This window comes from Antarctobacter aquimaris, assembly GCF_900184945.1.
Taxonomy (GTDB): Bacteria; Pseudomonadota; Alphaproteobacteria; order Rhodobacterales; family Rhodobacteraceae; genus Maliponia; species Maliponia aquimaris.
The window spans coordinates 335,051-354,982 of record NZ_FXYF01000003.1 but is presented as its reverse complement, the minus strand read 5'-3'; the positions used below and the strand labels follow the sequence as shown (position 1 = coordinate 354,982).

Annotated in this window: 19 protein-coding genes; 13 read left to right on the top strand and 6 right to left on the bottom strand. The window is 67.3% G+C overall.

The genetic code is table 11. The features are described from left to right. Positions 1-33 precede the first annotated feature (33 nt). Positions 34-2,817 (bottom strand): formate dehydrogenase subunit alpha, encoded by a 2,784-nt coding sequence (fdhF, locus tag MAA8898_RS07340; protein WP_094020335.1) that lies wholly within the window; start codon positions 2,815-2,817, stop codon positions 34-36. A 274-nt stretch (positions 2,818-3,091) separates the two neighbouring features. Here fdhF and MAA8898_RS07335 point away from each other — a divergent pair, with 274 nt between their 5' ends. From MAA8898_RS07335 to MAA8898_RS07275, 13 genes are all read left to right on the top strand, one after another. Beyond that, complete coding sequence (locus MAA8898_RS07335) at positions 3,092-3,955, top strand: branched-chain amino acid aminotransferase (protein WP_094020334.1); 864 nt, start codon at positions 3,092-3,094, stop codon at positions 3,953-3,955. 172 nt (positions 3,956-4,127) lie between these two features. After that, positions 4,128-4,583 carry a universal stress protein gene (locus tag MAA8898_RS07330; RefSeq protein WP_094020333.1) on the top strand — a complete coding sequence of 152 codons (456 nt, stop codon included), beginning with the start codon at positions 4,128-4,130 and terminating at the stop codon, positions 4,581-4,583. A 43-nt stretch (positions 4,584-4,626) separates the two neighbouring features. Continuing rightward, positions 4,627-5,679 (top strand): alpha/beta hydrolase family protein, encoded by a 1,053-nt coding sequence (locus MAA8898_RS07325; RefSeq protein WP_094020332.1) that lies wholly within the window; start codon positions 4,627-4,629, stop codon positions 5,677-5,679. Between the two features lie 84 nt (positions 5,680-5,763). Next, the gene (locus tag MAA8898_RS07320; RefSeq protein ID WP_094020331.1) at positions 5,764-6,327 is read left to right on the top strand and encodes a NifU family protein; all 564 of its coding nucleotides are present in this window, start codon (positions 5,764-5,766) and stop codon (positions 6,325-6,327) included. 154 nt (positions 6,328-6,481) lie between these two features. Beyond that, positions 6,482-7,129: a tRNA (adenosine(37)-N6)-threonylcarbamoyltransferase complex dimerization subunit type 1 TsaB gene (tsaB, locus tag MAA8898_RS07315; protein ID WP_094020330.1), complete on the top strand. Its 648-nt coding sequence runs from the start codon at positions 6,482-6,484 to the stop codon at positions 7,127-7,129. After that, complete coding sequence (locus MAA8898_RS07310; RefSeq protein WP_094020329.1) at positions 7,119-7,532, top strand: GNAT family N-acetyltransferase; 414 nt, start codon at positions 7,119-7,121, stop codon at positions 7,530-7,532. Before tsaB ends, MAA8898_RS07310 begins: the two co-directional genes overlap by 11 nt. 125 nt (positions 7,533-7,657) lie before the next feature. Continuing rightward, positions 7,658-8,662 (top strand): BMP family lipoprotein, encoded by a 1,005-nt coding sequence (locus tag MAA8898_RS07305; protein WP_094020328.1) that lies wholly within the window; start codon positions 7,658-7,660, stop codon positions 8,660-8,662. Positions 8,663-8,782: 120 nt separating this feature from the next. Continuing rightward, positions 8,783-10,390, top strand: a complete 1,608-nt coding sequence (locus MAA8898_RS07300; RefSeq protein WP_094020327.1) for an ABC transporter ATP-binding protein — start codon at positions 8,783-8,785, stop codon at positions 10,388-10,390. Between the two features lie 107 nt (positions 10,391-10,497). Continuing rightward, entirely contained in the window at positions 10,498-11,592 is a 1,095-nt protein-coding gene (locus MAA8898_RS07295) for an ABC transporter permease (protein WP_094020326.1), read from the top strand. Position 11,593: 1 nt separating this feature from the next. Continuing rightward, positions 11,594-12,559 carry an ABC transporter permease gene (locus MAA8898_RS07290; RefSeq protein WP_094020325.1) on the top strand — a complete coding sequence of 322 codons (966 nt, stop codon included), beginning with the start codon at positions 11,594-11,596 and terminating at the stop codon, positions 12,557-12,559. A gap of 89 nt (positions 12,560-12,648) precedes the next feature. Beyond that, on the top strand, positions 12,649-13,563 hold the full coding sequence (locus MAA8898_RS07285) for a sulfite exporter TauE/SafE family protein (protein ID WP_094020324.1): 915 nt from the start codon (positions 12,649-12,651) through the stop codon (positions 13,561-13,563). Further along, a complete protein-coding gene (locus MAA8898_RS07280) occupies positions 13,563-14,318 on the top strand; it encodes a TIGR02186 family protein (RefSeq protein ID WP_370738615.1) in 756 nt (251 codons plus the stop codon). Before MAA8898_RS07285 ends, MAA8898_RS07280 begins: the two co-directional genes overlap by 1 nt. 40 nt (positions 14,319-14,358) lie before the next feature. Then, entirely contained in the window at positions 14,359-14,790 is a 432-nt protein-coding gene (locus MAA8898_RS07275) for an acyl-CoA thioesterase (RefSeq protein ID WP_094020323.1), read from the top strand. Positions 14,791-14,995: 205 nt separating this feature from the next. Here MAA8898_RS07275 and uvrC read toward each other — a convergent pair whose 3' ends face one another. The 5 genes from uvrC to MAA8898_RS07250 form a co-directional block, all read right to left on the bottom strand. Further along, the gene (gene uvrC / locus MAA8898_RS07270; RefSeq protein ID WP_094020322.1) at positions 14,996-16,864 is read right to left on the bottom strand and encodes an excinuclease ABC subunit UvrC; all 1,869 of its coding nucleotides are present in this window, start codon (positions 16,862-16,864) and stop codon (positions 14,996-14,998) included. A gap of 307 nt (positions 16,865-17,171) precedes the next feature. Beyond that, complete coding sequence (locus MAA8898_RS07265; protein WP_094020321.1) at positions 17,172-17,963, bottom strand: SDR family oxidoreductase; 792 nt, start codon at positions 17,961-17,963, stop codon at positions 17,172-17,174. Positions 17,964-17,973: 10 nt separating this feature from the next. Further along, positions 17,974-18,921, bottom strand: a complete 948-nt coding sequence (locus tag MAA8898_RS07260; RefSeq protein WP_094020320.1) for a calcium/sodium antiporter — start codon at positions 18,919-18,921, stop codon at positions 17,974-17,976. 1 nt (position 18,922) lies between these two features. Then, the gene (locus MAA8898_RS07255) at positions 18,923-19,114 is read right to left on the bottom strand and encodes a hypothetical protein (protein ID WP_094020319.1); all 192 of its coding nucleotides are present in this window, start codon (positions 19,112-19,114) and stop codon (positions 18,923-18,925) included. After that, positions 19,111-19,908, bottom strand: a complete 798-nt coding sequence (locus MAA8898_RS07250) for a S49 family peptidase (RefSeq protein WP_094020318.1) — start codon at positions 19,906-19,908, stop codon at positions 19,111-19,113. Before MAA8898_RS07250 ends, MAA8898_RS07255 begins: the two co-directional genes overlap by 4 nt. Between the last annotated feature and the right edge of the window lie 24 nt (positions 19,909-19,932).

The following is a 19,932-nucleotide window of genomic DNA, read 5'->3' as shown; positions in this document are numbered from 1 at the left end:
GCCTGCGCGCGCCGCAAGGCGCGCACATCTAGATCACTCCGCCGCCACCTGCCCTGCGTCCACCTTCTCGACCCGCACCGCGGAATACTTGAACTCGGGGATCTTGCCAAAGGGGTCCAGCGCCGGGTTGGTCAGGATGTTGGCCGCCGCCTCGACATAGGCGAATGGCAGAAACACCATGTCCTCGGCCACCGCCCGGTCCGCCCGCGCCATCACCTGGATCGAGCCGCGCCGCGTCGTCAGCCGCACGAGGCCCCCTGGCTCCACCCCCAGCTTGCGCAGAGTCGCGGGGTGCAGCGAGCAGTTGGCCTCCGGTTCCACCGCGTCCAGCACCGTCGCCCGCCGCGTCATCGACCCGGTGTGCCAGTGCTCCAGCTGCCGCCCCGTGGTCAGGATCATCGGGAAACGCTCGTCCGGGACCTCGGCCGGCGGCGTCACCCGCGCAGGGGTGAACTTGGCCCGCCCCGCGCGGCGCGGAAAGCCGTCGCCAAAGACCACCGCCTGTCCCGGATCGTCGGGCCCGTTGCAGGGATAGGTCACGGCATGTTCGGTCGCCAGCCGTTTCCAGGTGATGTGGTGCAGCGAGCGCATCGACATCTTCATCTCGTCGAAGATCTCGCGCGGGTCGTCGTAATCCCAGTCCAGCCCGATGCGCCGGGCCAGGTCGACGATGATCTCCCAGTCCTCGCGTGCCTCGCCCGGCGGCTCGATCGCCTTGCGCGCCATCTGCACCTGCCGGTTGGTGTTGGTCACCGTGCCGGTTTTCTCGGGCAGGGCCGAAGCGGGCAGGATCACGTCGGCATAGTTCGCCGTCTCGGTCAGGAAGATGTCCTGCACCACCAGGTGATCCAATTGCGCCAGCGCCTTGCGGGCGTGTTCGACGTCCGGGTCGGACATCGCCGGGTTCTCGCCCAGGATGTACATGCCCTTGATCTCGCCGCGGTACACGCGGTCCATGATCTCGACCACGGTCAGGCCGGGCGTGGCCTGGATCTCGGTGCCGCGCCAGATGTGCTTGAACAGCGCGCGCACCTCCGGGTCGGTCACCGACTGGTAATCCGGCAGCACCTGCGGGATCAGACCGGCGTCGGACGCCCCCTGAACGTTGTTCTGCCCGCGCAACGGGTGCAGGCCGGTGCCCGGCCGCCCGACATGGCCGCAGAGCAGCGCGAGGCTGATCAGGCAGCGCGAATTGTCGGTGCCGTGGATGTGCTGGCTGATGCCCATGCCCCAGAAGATCATCGCCCGCTCGGCCCGCGCATAGGTGCGCGCCACGGTGCGGATGGTCTCGGCATCTATGCCACAGAGCTCGGACATGCGCTCGGGGGTGAAGGCGCGGATATGGTCGCGGAACTCGAAGAAACCTTCGGTAAAGCCCTCGATGTATTGCCGGTCGTACAGCTTTTCCTCGACGATCACGTTCATGATCGCGTTCAGCAGGGCCACGTCGGTGCCCGGGCGGAATTGCAGCATGTGCGCTGCGTGCCGCTTCATCGCAGTGCCGCGCGGGTCCATGATGATCAACTGGCCGCCGCGCTTGGTGAACTGCTTGAAGAAGGTCGCGGCGACGGGGTGGTTTTCGGTCGGGTTGGCGCCGATCACGATCGCCACGTCGGCGTTCTCGATCTCGTTGAAGGTCGCGGTCACCGCGCCGCTCCCGACGTTCTCCATCAGCGCCGCCACCGAGGAGGCGTGGCACAGCCGCGTGCAGTGGTCCACGTTGTTGTGGCCAAAACCCTGGCGGATGAACTTCTGGAACAGGTAGGCCTCTTCGTTGGTGCACTTGGCGCTGCCGAAGCCCGCGACCGAAGCGCCGCCGTAGTAGGACCGCAGGTCCGCCAGCCCGTGCGCCGCGGCGTCCATCGCCTCGGCCCAGGTCGCCTCGCGGAAATGGGTCAGCGGGTTGTTCGGATCGACGTTCAGACCCTTTTCCGGCGCGTCCTTGCGGCGGATCAGCGGCTTGGTCAGGCGGTGGGGGTGGTGGATGTAGTCATAGCCAAAGCGGCCCTTGACGCAGAGCCGCCCTTCGTTCGCGGGGCCGTTCACGCCCTCGACATATTTGACCTTGCCATCCTTGATCTTGATCGAGACCTGGCAGCCGACGCCGCAGAACGGGCAGACCGACTGCACCGCCTTGTCGAAATCGGCGCGGTCGCCGACCTGGTTCTCGTCCACCACGGTGGCGGGCATCAGCGCGCCGGTGGGGCAGGCCTGGACGCATTCGCCGCAGGCCACGCAGGTCGACGCGCCCATCGGGTCGGCGAGGTCGAAGACCGGGTAGGCGTCATGCCCGCGCCCGGCCATGCCGATGACGTCGTTGACCTGCACCTCGCGGCAGGCGCGCACGCACAGCCCGCACTGGATGCAGGCATCCAAGTTGACCTTCATCGCGATGTGGCTGTCGTCCAGCAGCGGGATCCGCTCGGCCTCAAGCGTCGGAAAGCGCGATTCCGAAACGCCGGTGGCCTCGGCCATGTCCCACAGGTGGGAGGACTTGTCGTGCGCCGCGTTGCGTTCGGGCTGGTCGGCCAGCAGCAGTTCCATCACCAGCTTGCGCGCGGTCTGGGCACGGGCGGTGGCGGTCTTGACCACCATCCCGTCGCTGGGTTCGCGGATGCAGGAGGCGGCCAGCGTGCGCTCGCCCTCGATCTCGACCATGCAGGCGCGGCAGTTGCCGTCGGGGCGGTAGCCCGGCGCAGGCTTGTGGCACAGATGCGGGATCTTCAGGCCGCGCCCGTTGGCGACCTCCCAGATCGTCATCCCCTTCTCCGCCTCGACCTCCTGGCCATCCAGCGTGAATCGGATCGTGTCGGACATGCGTGCCTCCCGTTATCTGCCTCGGTTTAATCATGTCCCGCGCGGCAGGCGCGTTTCAATCCCGACCTTCAGCGGCATTTTTGCGGCCCGGAGGTTTCCGAAGCGCGGCGGTTGCACCTCACCATGCCCTGGGCGGCCTCCGCCGGGGCCCTGCGCGACCAAAGGCGACCGTAGTCGCCTTTGGATCACGGCCGCGCCCGGGGGCCATATCCCTCTGGACCTCGCCCGCCCTGCCGCCTAGCCTGCGCGCGGGCACTCGGGAGGAAGCAGAGAGATGGCGACCGGCAAGAACATCCGTACCTTTTTCAACGGCAGCTGGCACGACGGCGACGTGATGATCATGCGCGCCGCCGACCATGGCGCCTGGCTGGGGTCGTCGGTCTTTGACGGTGCGCGGTACGTGCAGGGCGTGGCGCCCGACCTCGAAGCACACTGCGCCCGGGTCAACCGTTCGGCCGAGGCGCTGATGGTGACGCCGACCGTCACGGCCGAGGACATGGTCGACCTGGTGCGCGAAGGGCTGAAGGCCTACGCCCCCGGCACCGCCGTCTACATCCGGCCGATGTACTGGGGCATCGACGGCGACGTGACCGCCATCGTCCCGCAGGCCGAGACCACCGGCTTTGCGCTCTGCCTCGAAGAGATCCCCATGGCCCCGGAAACCGCGACCGCCACGCTGGGCCGCACCCGGTTCCGCCGCCCGGTGCTGGAGGACGCGGTGGTCAACGCCAAGGCCGGCTGCCTCTACCCCAACAACGCCCGGATGCTGACCGAGGTGCGCAAGCGCGGCTTTTCCAACGCGCTGGTGGCCGACGCCATGGGCAACGTGGCCGAAACCGCCACCGCCAACATCTTCATGGTGCGCGACGGCGTCGTGTTCACTCCGATCCCCAACGGCACCTTCCTGGCCGGCATCACCCGCGCCCGCCACATCGCCAACATGCGCGCCGACGGCATGGAGGTCATCGAGACGGTGCTGAGCTTCGAGGATTTCAACAGCGCGGACGAGGTCTTCATGTCCGGCAACATGAACAAGGTCACCCCGGTGACCGGCTTCGAGGACACCAGCTACCAGGTGGGGCATGTGACCAAGCGCGTGCGCAAGATGTACTGGGACTGGGCGCTGAGCGGTCACTGAGCCAAGCGCCGCCTGCTGGCGCGCGGCGGACGCCCCTCGCCTTCCGCATCCAGCGATCTCGTGCCTGGTTTGCCCGGTCCTGACCGCCACGTTGCGCCACCCGCGCGGCCGTGACAAGGCTGGACAGCCGCGGGACGCTTCGCCATGATATTCGGTCAGGAGAAAGACCCCCATGCGCAAGTTCCTTGTCGTGCTCGATGACAGCCGCGAATGCCTGAACGCCATGCGCTTTGCCGCCATGCGCGCCGCCAAGACGGGCGGCGGTGTCGCCATCCTCTCGGTCATTCCGCCGGACGAGTTCAACCACTGGATCGGCGTCGGCGACATCATGCGCGAAGAGGCCCGCGAACGCATCCACGCGCATTTCGAGGTCTTCGCCAAGTGGATGCGCGACAAGCAGGGCGTCGACCCGGAACTGGTCATCCGCGAGGGCGACGCGGTGACCGAGATCCTCGCCCAGGTGCGCGACGACCCGGACATCGGCATCCTGGTGCTGGGCGCCGCCCCGGACAAGAAGGGGCCCGGACCGCTGGTCAGCCAGATGTCGCGCTCGGCCGGATCGCTGCCGATCCCGCTGACCATCGTGCCCGGCGACATGTCCAAGGAGCGGCTTGAAGCCATCACCTAGATGTGAAACGCGTGACGCAAAACTGCGTCAGGTTTTTCGCGCCATGAAACGTCTTCTCCTTGCCCTCGCGGTGCTGGCCGGTCTTGCGGCGACCGCCTTTGGCCTGGCCCTTGCCGCCGCCACCCGGCCCTTCGATCCGCCGGCCACGGTTCCCGGCTATCGGCAGGCACAGCTGGAGGTCGCACACCGCGACGTGCCGCTGTCCGTGCACGTCTGGTATCCCGCGACGCAGGGCACGCCTCAGTTGATCGGCCAGAACGCCCTGTTCTACGGCCATCACGTGCGTCCGGACGCCCCTTTGCCCGGCCAGGCGCCGGTCGTGGTGCTGTCGCACGGATCGGGCGGCAACGCGGTGCAGCTGGGTTGGCTGGCGGCGCACCTCGCCAATCGCGGCTACCTGGTGATCGCGGCCAACCATCCCGGGACCACGTCGCGCGACAGCCTGCCCGCCCGGACGGTGATGGTGTGGGAACGCACCGCAGACCTGACCGCCCTGCTCGACTGGATCGATTCGGGCGGGCTGCCGGGGTTCGCGGTCGCGGGTGGCGTCACTGCGGCGGGCTTTTCGCTGGGCGGGCACACGGCGCTGGCCGCGGGCGGCCTGCGCGTGTCCAAGGCGGCGTTCATCGCCTATTGCGACCGGAATGCCGGCAAGGTGGATTGCGGCTGGATGCAGGCGAGCGGCGTCGATTTCACGACCATCGACGCCACCCGGTACGAGGCCGACCTGTCCGATCCCCGCGTCACCCGGGTCATCGCCATCGACCCGGCGCTGCCGCAGGCCGCCACCGAAGACAGCCTCGCCGCCATGGCCCTGCCCGTGCAGGTCGTCAACCTGGGTGAGCCCGACACCATCCCCGAGGCGATGCGCGCCGACGGCATCGCCGCGCGGATGCCGCAGGCGCGCCATGTCGCGGTGCCCGGGGCGGCGCATTTCAGCGCCCTGCCGCGATGCAGCTGGCTGGGTGTTGCCGTGATCGGCCTTGCCGGAGACGACAACATCTGTTCGGATCGCGGCCTGCGGCCACGTGATGAGGTCCAGCAGGACATCCTGGCCCGCATCGACGCGTTCCTGCCCCCCGCCACGCCGCACTGACCCGAGTTTAGAATCGTTCCAATCCTTGACGCCCCGCCCCCCGGCGCGCATATAGAGGGGTACGCCAGAAAAGGGTGATCCAAGATGTTCATTCAGACAGAATCCACGCCCAACCCCGCGACGCTGAAGTTCCTGCCCGGCCAGACCGTGCTGGACATGGGCACCGCGGATTTCCCGAATGCCGATGCCGCGGGCGGTTCGCCGCTGGCCCAGCGGCTGTTTGCGGTCGAGGGCGTCACCGGCGTGTTCTTCGGCAACGACTTCGTCACCGTCACCAAGGGCGACAGCGCCGACTGGGACCACCTGAAGCCTGCAATCCTGGGCGCGATCATGGAGCATTTCCAGTCCGGTCAGCCCGTGATGGCGGATGGGGCGGTGCAGACCGGGGGCCATGCCGCGCATGATGGCGCGGACTCCGAGATCGTCGGCCAGATCAAGGAACTGCTGGACAGCCGGGTGCGCCCCGCCGTGGCGCAGGACGGCGGCGACATCACCTTCCACGGCTTTGACCGTGGCGTGGTCTACCTGCACATGCAGGGCGCCTGCGCCGGCTGCCCGTCGTCCACGCTGACGCTGAAGATGGGCATCGAGAACCTGCTGCGCCACTACATCCCCGAAGTGACCGAGGTGCGCCCCGTCGCGGTCTGAGCCGGAAAGGCTTTTCGAAAAGCCTTTCTCAACGCGCTTGCAAGCGCGTTTGCAAAGCGCCTTGCAAGGCGCTTTCTCAAAGCCGCTTCGAAGCGGCTTTGCCCTGCCCCGCCCGGGTTTGCATCCACTGACGCGCGCGGCGATAAGCACCGACATGATTCTCGGCTTCGACACCTCTTCCGCCCATGTCGCCGTGGCGCTGCTTGACGGGCAGGTCATCCGCGCCGCCGCGCAGGAGCCCATGGCCCGCGGCCAGGCCGAGCGGCTGTTTCCCCTGATCGAGGAGCTTCTGGCCTCGAGCGGCACGAGCTGGGACGACCTGGCGGCCATCGGCGTCGGCACCGGGCCGGGCAATTTCACCGGTGTCCGGCTCTCGGTCGCAGCAGCGCGCGGTCTTGCGCTGTCGCTGGGCATCCCGGCGGTCGGCGTGAGCCTGCTGGAGGCCGCCGCGTTCGACACGCCCGGTCCCGTCCTCGCCTGCATCGCGGCCCCGCGCGACCAGGCCTACGTGCAGTCCTTCGGCCGGTTCCCGGAGATTCCCGCGCAGCTGGTCGCCCTGGCCGACCTTCCGGCCAACTGGGCCGTCCCCGGACTGACCTGCACCGGCTCCGCCCCCACGGCCGTCGCTGCCCGCCTCAGCGCCAACAGCGCCCCGCCGCGCCACGCCCCGGCCGAGGCCATTGCCCGAATCGCCGCGCTGCGATGGCGCGACGCACCGCTCCGCCCGGCGCCGCTGTACCTCAAGCCCGCCGACGCCGCGCCGTCGCGCGATGCGCCGCCGCACATCCTCGATGACGCCTGAGACCCTCGCAGCGCTGGCCGCCCGCGCCTATACCCACATGCGCCCCTGGAGCGCCGCGCAATTCGCCGAGACACTGGCCGGACCGCACACCCTGCTGGCGGCAACCGGGCATGCCTTCGTGCTCGGCACCGTGGTCGCCGGCGAGGCCGAGATCCTCGCGCTGGCCGCCGACCCGGAGGTCCAGCGGCAGGGGGAAGGAACCCGCGCCCTGGCCATTTTCCACGCCGAAGCGACCGCCCGAGGCGCCACTGCCTGCTTTCTCGAAGTCGCCGCCACGAACGCGCCTGCCCGCGCCTTCTACGCAGACCGGGGCTACGCCGAGGCGGGCAGACGGCGCGGTTACTACACCCGCCCGGACGGCACCCGCGACGACGCCGTGATCATGACCCGGACTCTGCCCTGACGTCAGGCCACCACGCGGGACCGCTTGGTAAAAACCGGTTGACCCCTCCCGCGCCCTGCGGCTTTGATTGGCCCATCACAAACGGAACGGGCGGCTTATCCGCCCGTCACACCAGGGAGCCCTCCATGACCTTCTTTGCCAAGACCCTCGGCACCGTCGCCGCGCTGGCGCTGACCGCCGGCGCCGCGCTGGCCGACCCGGCGCTGATCTACGACCTCGGCGGCAAGTTCGACAAATCCTTCAACGAAGCCGCCTACAACGGCGCCGAGCGGTACAAGGCCGAATCCGGCGGCGAATACCGCGACATCGAGATCCAGTCCGAAGCCCAGCGCGAACAGGCGCTGCGCCGCTTTGCCGAGGCCGGCTTCAACCCGGTGATCACCACCGGCTTTTCCTATGCCGAGCCGATCGCCGCCGTGGCCGGCGACTACCCGGACACCAAGTTCGTCAACGTCGACGGCTGGCTGCCCGAAGTGCCGCCGAACGTCCTGCTGATCAACTTCCAGGAACACCAGGGCTCCTACCTCGTCGGCATGATGGCTGCGATGAAGTCCGAAAGCGGCACCGTCGGCTTTGTCGGCGGCATGGACATTCCGCTGATCCGCCACTTTGCCTGCGGCTACGCGCAGGGCGCCAAGGCGGTGAACCCGGACATCAAGATCATCGCCAACATGACCGGCACCACCCCCGCCGCCTGGAACGACCCGGTGAAGGGCGCCGAACTGGCCAAGGCGCAGATCAGCCAGGGCGCAGACATCATCTACGCCGCCGCCGGCGGCACCGGCCTTGGCGTGCTGCAGACCGCCGCCGACGAGGGCATTCTGTCGATCGGCGTCGACAGCAACCAGAACTACCTGCACCCGGGATCGGTGCTGACCTCGATGCTCAAGCGCGTCGACGTCGCCGTCTACGAGGCGATGACCGCGGGCGCCGACCTCGAGACCGGCAAGTTCATGACGCTGGGCCTGGCCGAGGACGGCGTGGGCTATGCGCTGGACGACAACAACGCCGCGCTTGTGTCCGACGAGATGAAGACCGCCGTGGACAAGGCGCGCCAGGACATCATCGACGGCACGCTCGAAGTCACCGCCTACTACACCAACGACAGCTGCCCGGCGCTGGACTTCTGATCCCCGATCGGGCCGGGGCCATGCGCTCCGGCCCGCTTCCCCTGCTTCACAGGCCGCGCGCCTGCCCCGCAAGGCCGCCCCTGTCCGGGCGGACAGGCATCCCTGTCACAAGGCCAAGCCATGACCGACACCCCCGCCATCGAACTCAAGGGCATCTCCAAGTCCTTCGGCCCCGTGCAGGCCAACAAGGACATCGCGATCCGCGTGATGCCCGGCACGATCCATGGCATCATCGGCGAGAACGGCGCGGGCAAGTCGACCCTGATGTCGATCCTCTACGGCTTTTACAAGGCTGACGCGGGCGAGATCTTCATCAACGGCCAGCGCACCCAGATCCCCGACAGCCAGGCCGCCATCGCCGCCGGCATCGGCATGGTCTTTCAGCACTTCAAGCTGGTGCAGAACTTCACCGTGCTGGAAAACGTCATCCTCGGCGTCGAGGACGGCCCGCTGCTGAATCCCTCGCTGGCCAAGGCCCGCGGCGTGCTCAAGAAGCTGGCCGAGGACTACGCGCTGAACGTCGATCCCGACGCGCTGATCGAGGATCTCTCGGTCGGGCACCAGCAGCGGGTCGAGATCCTCAAGGCGCTCTACCGCGAGGCGCAGATCCTGATCCTGGACGAGCCCACCGGCGTGCTGACCCCGGCCGAGGCAGACCACCTGTTCCGCATCCTCGAGGGCCTCAAGCGCGAGGGCAAGACGATCATCCTGATCACCCACAAGCTGCGCGAGATCATGGAGATCACCGACACCGTCAGCGTGATGCGGCGCGGCGAGATGACGGCGACGGTCAAGACCTCGGAGACCTCGCCCGAGCAGCTGGCCGAGCTGATGGTCGGCCGCAAGGTCCTGCTGCGCGTCGACAAGAAACCCGCCACCCCCGGCAAGATGGTGCTGGAGATCGAGAACCTGCGCCACGTCGACGAACACGGCGTCGAGCGGCTCAAGGGCATCTCGCTGCATGTCCGCGCCGGCGAGATCCTGGGCATCGCCGGGGTTTCGGGCAACGGCCAGTCCGAACTGCTGGAGGTGCTGGGCGGAATCACCGCCGCCACCGGCACGATCCGCGTCAACGGCGAGGAGATCGACCTCACCGGCAAACATTCCGACGGCCAGTCCCGCCGCCGCCGCGGCATCGCCCATGTCCCCGAGGACCGCCAGCACGAGGGGCTGATCATGCCCTTTACCGCCTGGGAGAACATCGTCTTCGGCTATCACAACGAGCCGAAGTATCAAAAGAACCGCTGGCTGATGGACAACGAGGCCATCCACAAGGACGCCGAGGCCAAGATCGCCCATTTCGACGTGCGCCCGCCGAACCCGAACCTCGCCGCGCGCAACTTTTCCGGCGGCAACCAGCAGAAGATCGTGCTGGCCCGCGAGATCGAGAGCGATCCCGACATCCTGCTGGTGGGCCAGCCCACCCGCGGCGTCGACATCGGCGCCATCGAGTTCATCCACCAGCAGATCATCAACCTGCGCGACGCCGGCAAGGCGATCCTTCTGGTCTCGGTCGAACTGGACGAGATCCTGTCGATGTCCGACCGCATCGCGGTGATGTTCGACGGCCAGGTGATGGGCGAACGCCTGCCGTCCGAAACCAACCAGACCGAGCTGGGCCTGCTCATGGCCGGGGTGACCGAGATGCCGGACAAGCCGATGATCGCGGCGATCGACGAACAACTCGCCGCGAAAAAGGCCCGGCGGGAGGCGATGAAACGTGGCTGACCTTCTGCACGCCGACCCCGGCTTCTTCCTGGCCGAGATTCTCCCGCCGGAGCCATCCGGCCGTGCCGCGCGCCCTGCCGCCGGACAAGCATTGACCGGAGCCCGCCATGGATAAGATGCCCGCCTGGGCCGATGCGGTCCTCGTCCCGCTGTTCTCGATCGTGATCGCCGCGTTCCTGTCGGCGCTGGTGATCCTCGCCATCGGCGAAAACCCGATCACCGCCTTCCAGATGATGGTCAACGGCGCGCTGATGAAATCCTCGGGCTGGGGCTACACGCTCTACTACGCCACCAACTTCATGTTCACCGGCCTCGCCGTTTCGGTCGCCTTCCATGCCCGCATGTTCAACATCGGCGGCGAAGGCCAGGCACTGATGGGCGGCCTGGGTGTCGCGCTGGCCTGCCTTTTCATCCCCTGGCCGCACTGGACCGTGGCACTGCTGGGCGTCACCGTCATCTCCGGGCTGTTCGGCGCGGCCTGGGCGCTGATCCCGGCCTGGCTTCAGGCCAAGCGCGGCAGCCACATCGTGATCACCACGATCATGTTCAACTTTATCGCCGCGGCGCTGCTGAACTACGTGCTGGTGCACCTGCTGCGGCCCAAGGGCGCGATGGAGCCGGCCACCGGCCGGTTCCCCGAGGCGACGCACCTGCCCAGCTTCCAGCAGATGTTCTCGACCTCCGAGACGATCCTGTTCCGCGGCTCGCCCGCGAACGTCACCTTCTTTCTCGCGCTGCTGGCTTGCGTGGCAGTCTGGCTGCTGATCTGGCGAACTCGGCTGGGATACGAGATCCGTGCCTTTGGCCATTCCGAGACCGCCGCGCGCTACGCAGGCATTTCGCCGGTCAAGATCACCGTCGTGTCGATGCTGATCTCGGGCGGCCTCGCGGGCATGATGGCGCTGAACACGACGATGGGCGAGGCCGAGCGCCTGGTGCTGAACGCCTCCGAAGGGGCCGGTTTCATCGGCATCGCGGTGGCGCTGATGGGCCGGTCCCACCCGGTGGGTGTCTGCCTTGCGGCGCTGCTGTTCGGCTTTCTCTACCAGGGCGGGGCCGAGCTGGCGTTCTGGGCCAGCATCCCTCGCGAACTGGTGACCGTGATCCAGGCGCTGGTGATCCTGTTCACCGGGGCGCTGGACAACATGGTGCGCATGCCGCTGGAGAAACTGTTCCTCGCGCTGCGCCGGAAGGAGAGCTGAGATGGATCTCGCCACCCTCATCCAGGTTCTCGAATCGACGATCCGCCTCTCGACCCCGCTGCTGCTGGCCTGCCTCGCGGGCCTGTTCTCGGAACGCGCGGGAATCTTCGATATCGGGCTGGAAGGCAAGATGCTGATCGCCGCCTTCTTTTCGGCCGCCATGGCCTATTACAGCGGCAACGTCTGGGTGGGCCTGCTGGCGGGCATCGCCGCTTCGCTGGTGCTGTCGGCGATCCACGGCCTGGCCTCGATCACCTTTCGCGGCAACCAGCTGATCTCGGGCGTGGCGCTGAACTTTCTCGCCTCCGGTATCACCGTGCTGATCGCGCAGGACTGGTTCAGCCAGGGCGGCAAGACACCCACGCTGGAGGGCAACGCGCGCTTTCACGACGTCCACCTGCCCTTGGCCGATACGCTGGAGCCGGTGCCGGTGATCGGCCCGATCTACGCCAACCTGATCTCGGGGCACGCGCCGCTGGTCTACGTGGCGCTGCTGATGGTGCCGCTCAGCTGGTGGGTGCTGTTCCGCACCCGCTTTGGCCTGCGCCTGCGCGCCGTGGGCGAGGCGCCAGAGGCGGTCGACACCGCCGGCATCTCGGTCGTGCGGCTCCGCTTTGCCGCCGTGGCGATCTGCGGCGTGCTCTGCGGCATCGCCGGAGCCTACATGGCGACCGGCCTGCAACCCTTCTTCGGCAAGGAGATGACCGCAGGCCGTGGCTACATCGCGCTGGCGGCGCTGATCTTTGCCAAGTGGCGGCCCTGGTACGCGCTGGGCGCCTGCCTGCTGTTCGGCTTCCTGCAGGCGGTGGCGCTGCGGTTCCAGAACATCGACCTTGGAGTCTTCGTGGTGCCGGTGCAGGTGATGGACGCGCTGCCCTACATCCTGACCGTGGTCATCCTGGCCGGTTTCGTGGGCAAGGCGATCCCGCCGCGCGCCGGTGGCGAGCCCTACGTCAAGGAACGCTGAGCCGCACCGCCACGATACCCCGCGACACTGTCGCGAGAGGTCCGCGTGCTGCACTTGCATAGCGATCCTGCTTGGGTCTAGCTTGAACCATGCAGGTGTACCTTCCCATCGCCGAAGTCTCCGTGAACATCTTCCTCCTCCTCGGCCTCGGCGGGCTGGTGGGGATCCTGTCGGGCATGTTCGGCGTTGGCGGCGGTTTTCTCCTGACCCCGCTGCTGTTCTTCATCGGCGTCCCCCCGGCGGTGGCGGTGGCCACCGGCGCCAACCAGATCGTCGCCTCTTCGGTGTCCGGCCTGCTGGCCCACCTCAGGCGCAAGACGGTAGACCTGAGGATGGGCACCGTGCTGCTGGTCGGCGGCCTGATCGGTGCGGCGCTGGGCGTCTACATCTTCAACCTGCTCAAGTCCCTGGGCCAGGTCGACCTGCTGGTGCGGCTCTGCTACGTGGTCTTCCTGGGGATCATCGGCGCGCTGATGTTCGTCGAAAGCCTGAGCGCCCTGCGCAAGACCCGGCGCGGCGCCCTGCCGCCCCGCAAGAAACACAACTGGATCCACGCGCTGCCGTTCAAGATGCGGTTCCGCACCTCGGGTCTCTACATCTCGGTGGTGCCGCCGGCGCTTGTCGGCATGTCGGTCGGCGTGCTCTCGGCGATCATGGGGGTCGGCGGGGGCTTTATCATGGTTCCGGCGATGATCTACCTGCTGAACATGCCGACCAAGGTGGTGATCGGCACCTCGCTGTTCCAGATCATCTTTGTCACCGCCTTCACGACGATGCTTCACGCCACCACGAACTACACGGTGGACGTCATGCTGGCCGTGCTGCTGCTGGTGGGGGGGGTGATCGGCGCGCAGGTCGGCACGACCATCGGCATGCGGCTCAAGGCCGAACAGCTGCGCATCCTGCTGGCGTTGCTGGTCCTCATGGTCTGCGGCAAGATCGCGCTCGACCTTCTGCTGCGGCCCTCGGAACTCTATGTCATCGCCGAAGCGGGGCAAGGCTGATGCGCCTGTTGCTGGCCTGCCTCCTGTTATTCGCGCTGCCCGCCCGGGCCGAAGAGGTGGTGCTGGGGCTCAGCCAGGACACGGTGCAGATCTCGACCGATTTCGACGGCTCGAACATCCTGATCTTCGGTGCCGTAAAGCGCGAGTCCGCCATTTCCGAAGAACCCCTGCAGGTCATCGTCGCGGTCGCCGGGCCAAAACAGCCGCTGACCGTCTGGCGCCAGGCCCGGCGCTACGGCATCTGGGTCAACAATGATTCCGTCGAAGTCGACAGCGCGCCCAGCTTCTACGCCATCGCCACCTCCGCGCCATGGGGAGAGACGATCTCCGACACCGAGGACCTGCGCCACGGGATCTCGATCCCGCGCGCCATCCGCTCGGTCGGCGCCCCGATGAACGTGCCCGATTCCCAAAGTTTCACCGAGGCGGTGATCCGCATCCGCACCCGCGAGGGCACTTACCAGCTGATGGAAAACGCCGTCACTTTCCGCCAGCAGACACTGTTCGACACCGCGATCGAGATGCCCGCCGACCTGATCGAAGGCGCCTATCCCACCCGCATCTTCCTGACCCGCGGCGGCAAGGTGGTATCCAGCTACGAGACCAGCATCGATGTGCGCAAGGTCGGCCTGGAACGCTGGCTCTTTGGTCTGTCGCGCGAACAGCCCTTTGTCTACGGGCTGATGTCGCTGGTCATCGCCATCGCCGCAGGCTGGGGCGCCTCGGCCGCCTTCCGCGTTCTGAGGTCGCAATGATCCCGGACACCGCCGTACCCCTGTCCCCGGAGCAGACCAGATGAGCCGCCCACCCCCCGGCACACGCGCCGACTACCGCGCCTTTCGCACCCTGCCCACCCGCTGGATGGACAACGACGAATACGGCCACATGAACAACGCCACCTACCTGTCGTTCTTCGACACGGCGATCAGCCTCTGGCAGCTGGACAGTGGCATCCAGATCCGCGGCCCCGAGGCGATGCGCCTGCTGACCGTGGAAACCGGCTGCCGCTACCACGCCGAAACCGGCTTTCCGGACCTGATCACCGCCGGGCTGCGGGTCGGCCATCTGGGGTCCTCATCCGTTCGGTTCGAGGTTGGACTGTTCCGCAACGACGACACCACGGCCAGCGCCGAGGGCTTCTTCACCCAGGTCCTGACGGGCGACGACGGCCGCCCGGCGCCGATCCCGGACATGATCCGTACGCGTCTCGCTGGCCTTTCAGCCTGAACACAACGCGGACCCGGGCTTTCTTCTGGCTAAAAATATCCCGGGGTGAATTGGTCCCGGACCCCGTCCGGGGCCAAGAGGGGCAGCGCCCCTCGACTGCTGCGTGCACCCGCACGCAGCGAAACCTGTCGCGCCAAAGGCGCGCCAATTGGATTGTGGCCGAAGGCGCGCCAATTGGATTGTGGCCAAAGGCGCGCCAAAAGGATCACGCCTTTTCGTTGAAAAACGCGTAGATCCGTTCCGCCAGCGCGTCGTTCACCCCCTCCACCGCCTTCAGGTCGGCCAGGTTGGCGCGGCTGACCGCCTTGGCCGAGCCGAAATGCGCCAGCAGCGCGCGCTTGCGCGCGGCGCCGACGCCGGGCACCTCGTCCAGCGGGTTCGCCATCTGCGACTTTGCCCGCTTGGCGCGGTGGGTGCCGATGGCAAAGCGGTGCGCCTCGTCGCGCAGGCGCTGCACGAAATACAAGACCGGGTCGTTGTGGCGCAGCGCAAAGGGGCGCTCTCCGGGGCGATGGAATTCTTCCTTGCCGGCATCGCGGTCGATCCCCTTTGCCACCCCGACAAAAGGCACGTCCTCGACCCCGTGCTCGGCCATGATCTGCGCCACCGCCGAGACCTGCCCCACGCCGCCGTCGATCAGCATCAGGTCCGGCCACAGCCCCTTGTCGCGGTCCGGGTCGTCCTTCAGCAGGCGCGACAGGCGGCGCGTCAGCACCTCCTTCATCATGCCGAAGTCGTCGCCCGGCACCAGCTCTTCGCCGCGGATGTTGTACTTGCGGTACTGGTTCTTCAGAAAGCCCTCCGGCCCCGCCACGATCATCGCGCCCACCGCGTTGGTGCCCTGGATGTGGCTGTTGTCGTAGACCTCGACCCGCTGCGGCGGCGCATCGAGGCCAAAGGCCTCGGCCAGCCCGCGCAACAGCTTGCCCTGGGTCGCCGTCTCGGACATCCGCCGAGCCAGGCTTTCGCGGGCGTTGCGCGCCGCGCCCTCGACCAGTTCGGCCTTCTCGCCCCGCTGCGGCACCGCAATCTCGACCTTGCGGCCCAGCTTGCCCGACAGCGCGTCGGCCATCAGGTCGTCGTTCTCGATCCCGTGCGACAGCAGCAGCAGGCGCGGCGGTTCGTGGCTGTCGTAAAACTGGCCCAGGAAGGCCTCCATGACCTCCTCGGCGCCCACGTCCTCGCCCACGCGGGGATAGAAATCCTTGTTGCCCCAGTTCTGGTTGGCCCGGATAAAGAAGACCTGCACGCAGGCCTGCCCGCCCTCCATGTGCAGCGCCACAACGTCCGCCTCGGCCACACCCGCCGGGTTGATGCCCTGCGCGGTCTGCACCTGGGTCAGCGCGCGGATGCGGTCGCGCAGGGCGGCGGCGCGTTCGAACTCCATGTCGTCGCTGGCCTGCTGCATCTGGCGCGCCAGCGTCTCCTGGATCTGCGTCGACTTGCCGGACAGAAAGCGCTGCGCGTCGGCCACGCTCTCGGCATAGCCGGCCTCGTCGATCTTGCCGACGCAGGGCGCGCTGCACCGCCGGATCTGGTAGAGCAGGCAGGGCCGGGTCCGGCTGGCAAACATGGAGTCGGTGCAGTTGCGCAGCAAAAACACCTTCTGCAACTGGTTGAGCACCCGGTTCACCGCCCCCGCGCTGGCGAAGGGGCCGTAGTAGGCGCCCTTGTCCTTCTTGGCGCCGCGGTGCTTGCGGATCTGCGGAAAGGCGTGGTCGCTGACGAGGATGTTCGGAAAGGATTTGTCGTCCCGCAGCAGGACGTTGAACTTGGGCTTCAGCTGCTTGATGAGGTTCTGTTCGAGCAGCAGCGCCTCAGTTTCGGTCCGGGTGGTCAGGAACATCATCGACGCGGTTTCCGAGATCATCCGCGCGATCCGCCGCGAATGCCCCGAAGGCCGGGCGTAGTTCGACACCCGCGCGCGCAGGTTGCGCGCCTTGCCGACGTAGAGCACCCTGCTCTGGTCATCGAGCATTCGGTAGACGCCGGGCGAGCCGTCGAGCGTCTTGAGATAGGCCTGGATGACCTCGTGCCCGCGGGCGCCGTCGGTCGCTTCGATTTCCCCGTTCATTGCGCCTTTCCCGTTCCCCGTGCGCACCTCGCCGATTCTGCTACTTGCTGCAATGCCGCGAAGGCCGGTTCAAGTCCGAATGCATCCCCGGTTTCTGTGGACAACTCTGTAGGCAAATTCCGGGCAACCGTGAATTTCCCTTGTTTCGCTGCGACTTCTTACGGGTGCCTAAATTTTAGGCACATTTTCAAGCGATTGGTTTCAAAGGGTAAATTTCTTGCCCCGTACAAATCCTTGATATGCTTCACCTTTTTGTAACGCTTTTGTCAATGCTGGCTTACCGGTGCAAAACTTTTCTGTCCGGCCCTCATTCGACCCCCATCACGTCCGGTGTCTGCCAGCCCAGGTGCTGCCCGCCGTCGACGCAGATCAGCTGTCCGGTGAGGCTTTTCGCGGTCACAAGGTAGGCTAGTGCGCCGCAGATGTCGCCCGGGTCGGCGCCCCTGTTCAGCACCGTCGCGGCGCGTTGCCGGGCAAAGGCATCGGGGTCCTGCCGTCCGCCCTGCAGGGTCGGACCGGGGCCGATCGCGTTCACCCGGACACGCGGGGCCAGCGCCTGTGCGGCGGTCTGCGTCAGCGTCCACAGCGCCGATTTCGCCAGCGTGTAGGTCATGAACTCGGGCGTCAGCTTGCGCACCCGCTGGTCGATCATGTTGACCACCAGGCCCTGCGCCACCGGCTCGCCGCCCGCGTCCAGCACCGGGTCGGGCACCTGCGCCGCCAAGCCCTGCGTCAGCACGAAGGGCGCGCGCAGGTTGCTTTCGAAATGCCGGTCCCAGCTGTCGCGGGTCGCCCCGGCGATGTCGTCGAACTCAAAGATCGAGGCGTTGTTCACCAGCAGCGTCAGCGGCCCGCCCAGCGCCTGCGCCGCGCGCGGCACCAGCGCTTGCATCTCGGCCTCGACCAGCAGGTCGGCCTGCAGCGCCTCGGCCTGCCCGCCGGCCGCGCGAATCTCGGCCACGGCTTCCTGCGCCTCGGCCTCGGAGCCTGCGTAGTGCACCGCCACCGCGTATCCCTGCCGTGCCAAGTCCAGTGCCATGGCCCGGCCCAGGCGTCGTGCCGCCCCGGTCACCAGTGCGCGCCTTGCCGCTCCGCTCATCGTCGTCTCCCTATGTCAGTACGATGACGACATAGCTCACGTAGAGCACCGACAAGACCACGCCCCAGGAACGCGTCAGGTCTCGGCCAAAGAACACGAAGGGCATCAGCAGCAGGGAGGATCCCAGCATCACCCACAGGTCGAACTGGAGGAAGCCGGGCGCCACCTCGATCGGCGTGATCAGCGAGGCCACCCCGATGATTGCCAGCAGGTTGAACAGGTTGGAGCCGATCACGTTGCCGATGGCCACATCCGCCTGTCGCCGGATCGCCGCCATGACGGTTGTTGCCAGTTCGGGCAACGAGGTGCCCAGCGCCACCAGCGTCAGGCCGATCACCGCGTCCGGCACGCCGATCATGCGCGCGATCTCCTCGGCGCTGTCGACCAGCAGGTCCGCGCCCAGCGGCAGGCCGATCAGCCCCAGCGCCAGGAACAGCGAAATCTTCCACCACGGCATGTCCGGGTCTGCGCCCTCGGGCTCTTCGAGGTCCTCGACCACCTCGCCCGCGGCGCGATGGGCCAGCGCGTCGCGCAACTGGCTGGCCAGGATCACCGCCAGCACCGCCAGCATCAGCGCCGCCGCCATCCAGTCGAACACCCCGCGAAAGGCCAGTGCGATGAACAGCACTGTGGCCGCCATCATCTGGACAAAGCTCTTGCGGGTGTCGCACTGGCTGGTGTGCATCACGGTGATCATCGCCGGAATCCCCAGCACCAGCAGCACGTTGGCCGTGTTCGACCCCACCACGTTGCCAAGCGCGATGCCGGGCGCGCCCTCCATCGCGGCCTTGATCGAGATCAGCAGCTCCGGCGCGGAGGTGCCAAAGGCGACGATGGTCAGGCTGACGATCAGAGCCGGGATCCCCACCCGCAGCGACAGGTTGACCGCGCCCTTGACCAGCGCATCGCCGGCCAGCAACAGGATCAGCAGGCCCAGGGAGGCATAGACGAACACCATCTCAGCTTCCTTTGCCGCACTCGCAGGGACCCTTGCCGATCCGGTAGCGGCCGCATTTGGGGCATTTCGCCGAACTCAGGCGGGCCTTGTCACGCAGGTTGCGCAGCTGGCGCGCCCCCGGCACGCGCAGGCGGCCGAACATCGCCAACACCCCGATGAAGATCAGGAACAGGAAGACAATCTTGACGATCAAGACAGGCCAAACCGCGCGAAATCCGCGCGTTCCTCGATCTCGCCCAGCGCGCCCTGCGTCACTTGCGCCCCGAACCGCGGGAACAGCGGCTTGCGCTGCTCGAACCGCTTGAACCGTACCTTGTCGCCAAAGCGCTGTTTCATGATCGGGACCAGGTGGCCCAGCCCATCGGCCAGCCCCTCGTCCACCGCCGACTGGCCGATCCAGATTTCGCCGGTAAAGAGGTCGGGGTTGTCGGTCAGCTTGGCGCCGCGGCGGCTCTTGACCTGGCCAATGAAGGTCTCGTGCAGCTGCCCCAGAAGTCGGTTCAGGCGCTCGACATCCTCGGGTTTCTCCGGGCTGAACGGGTCCATCATGCTCTTGGACTTGCCAGCGGTGTGTACCCGCCGCTCGATCCCCTGCCTTTGCAGCAGTTCGGACAGGCCAAAGCTTGCCGAGATCACGCCAATGGAGCCGAGGATGGAGCTGGCGTCGGCGATGATCTCGTCCGCCGCGCTGGCGATCCAATAGCCGCCCGAGGCGGCGACATCCTCGACAAAGGCCACCACGGGCACCTCGGTTTCATCCGCCAGCCGCCGGATGCGCGCGCCGATCAGCGCGCTCTGCACCGGCGAGCCGCCGGGCGAATTGATTTCCAGCGCGACCGCGTCAGGCTTGGACTTGAAGGCCTTTTCCAGCACGCCGGCCAGCGACCGGTCGCTCAGGCTGGACCGTCCGGCCACGCCGATTGCGCCCTGAAGGCGCACCACCGCGACCCGCGGCGCGGATTTCATGAAGGGGATCCATCGTCTCATGCCGAGCCATGTAGAGGCCACCCC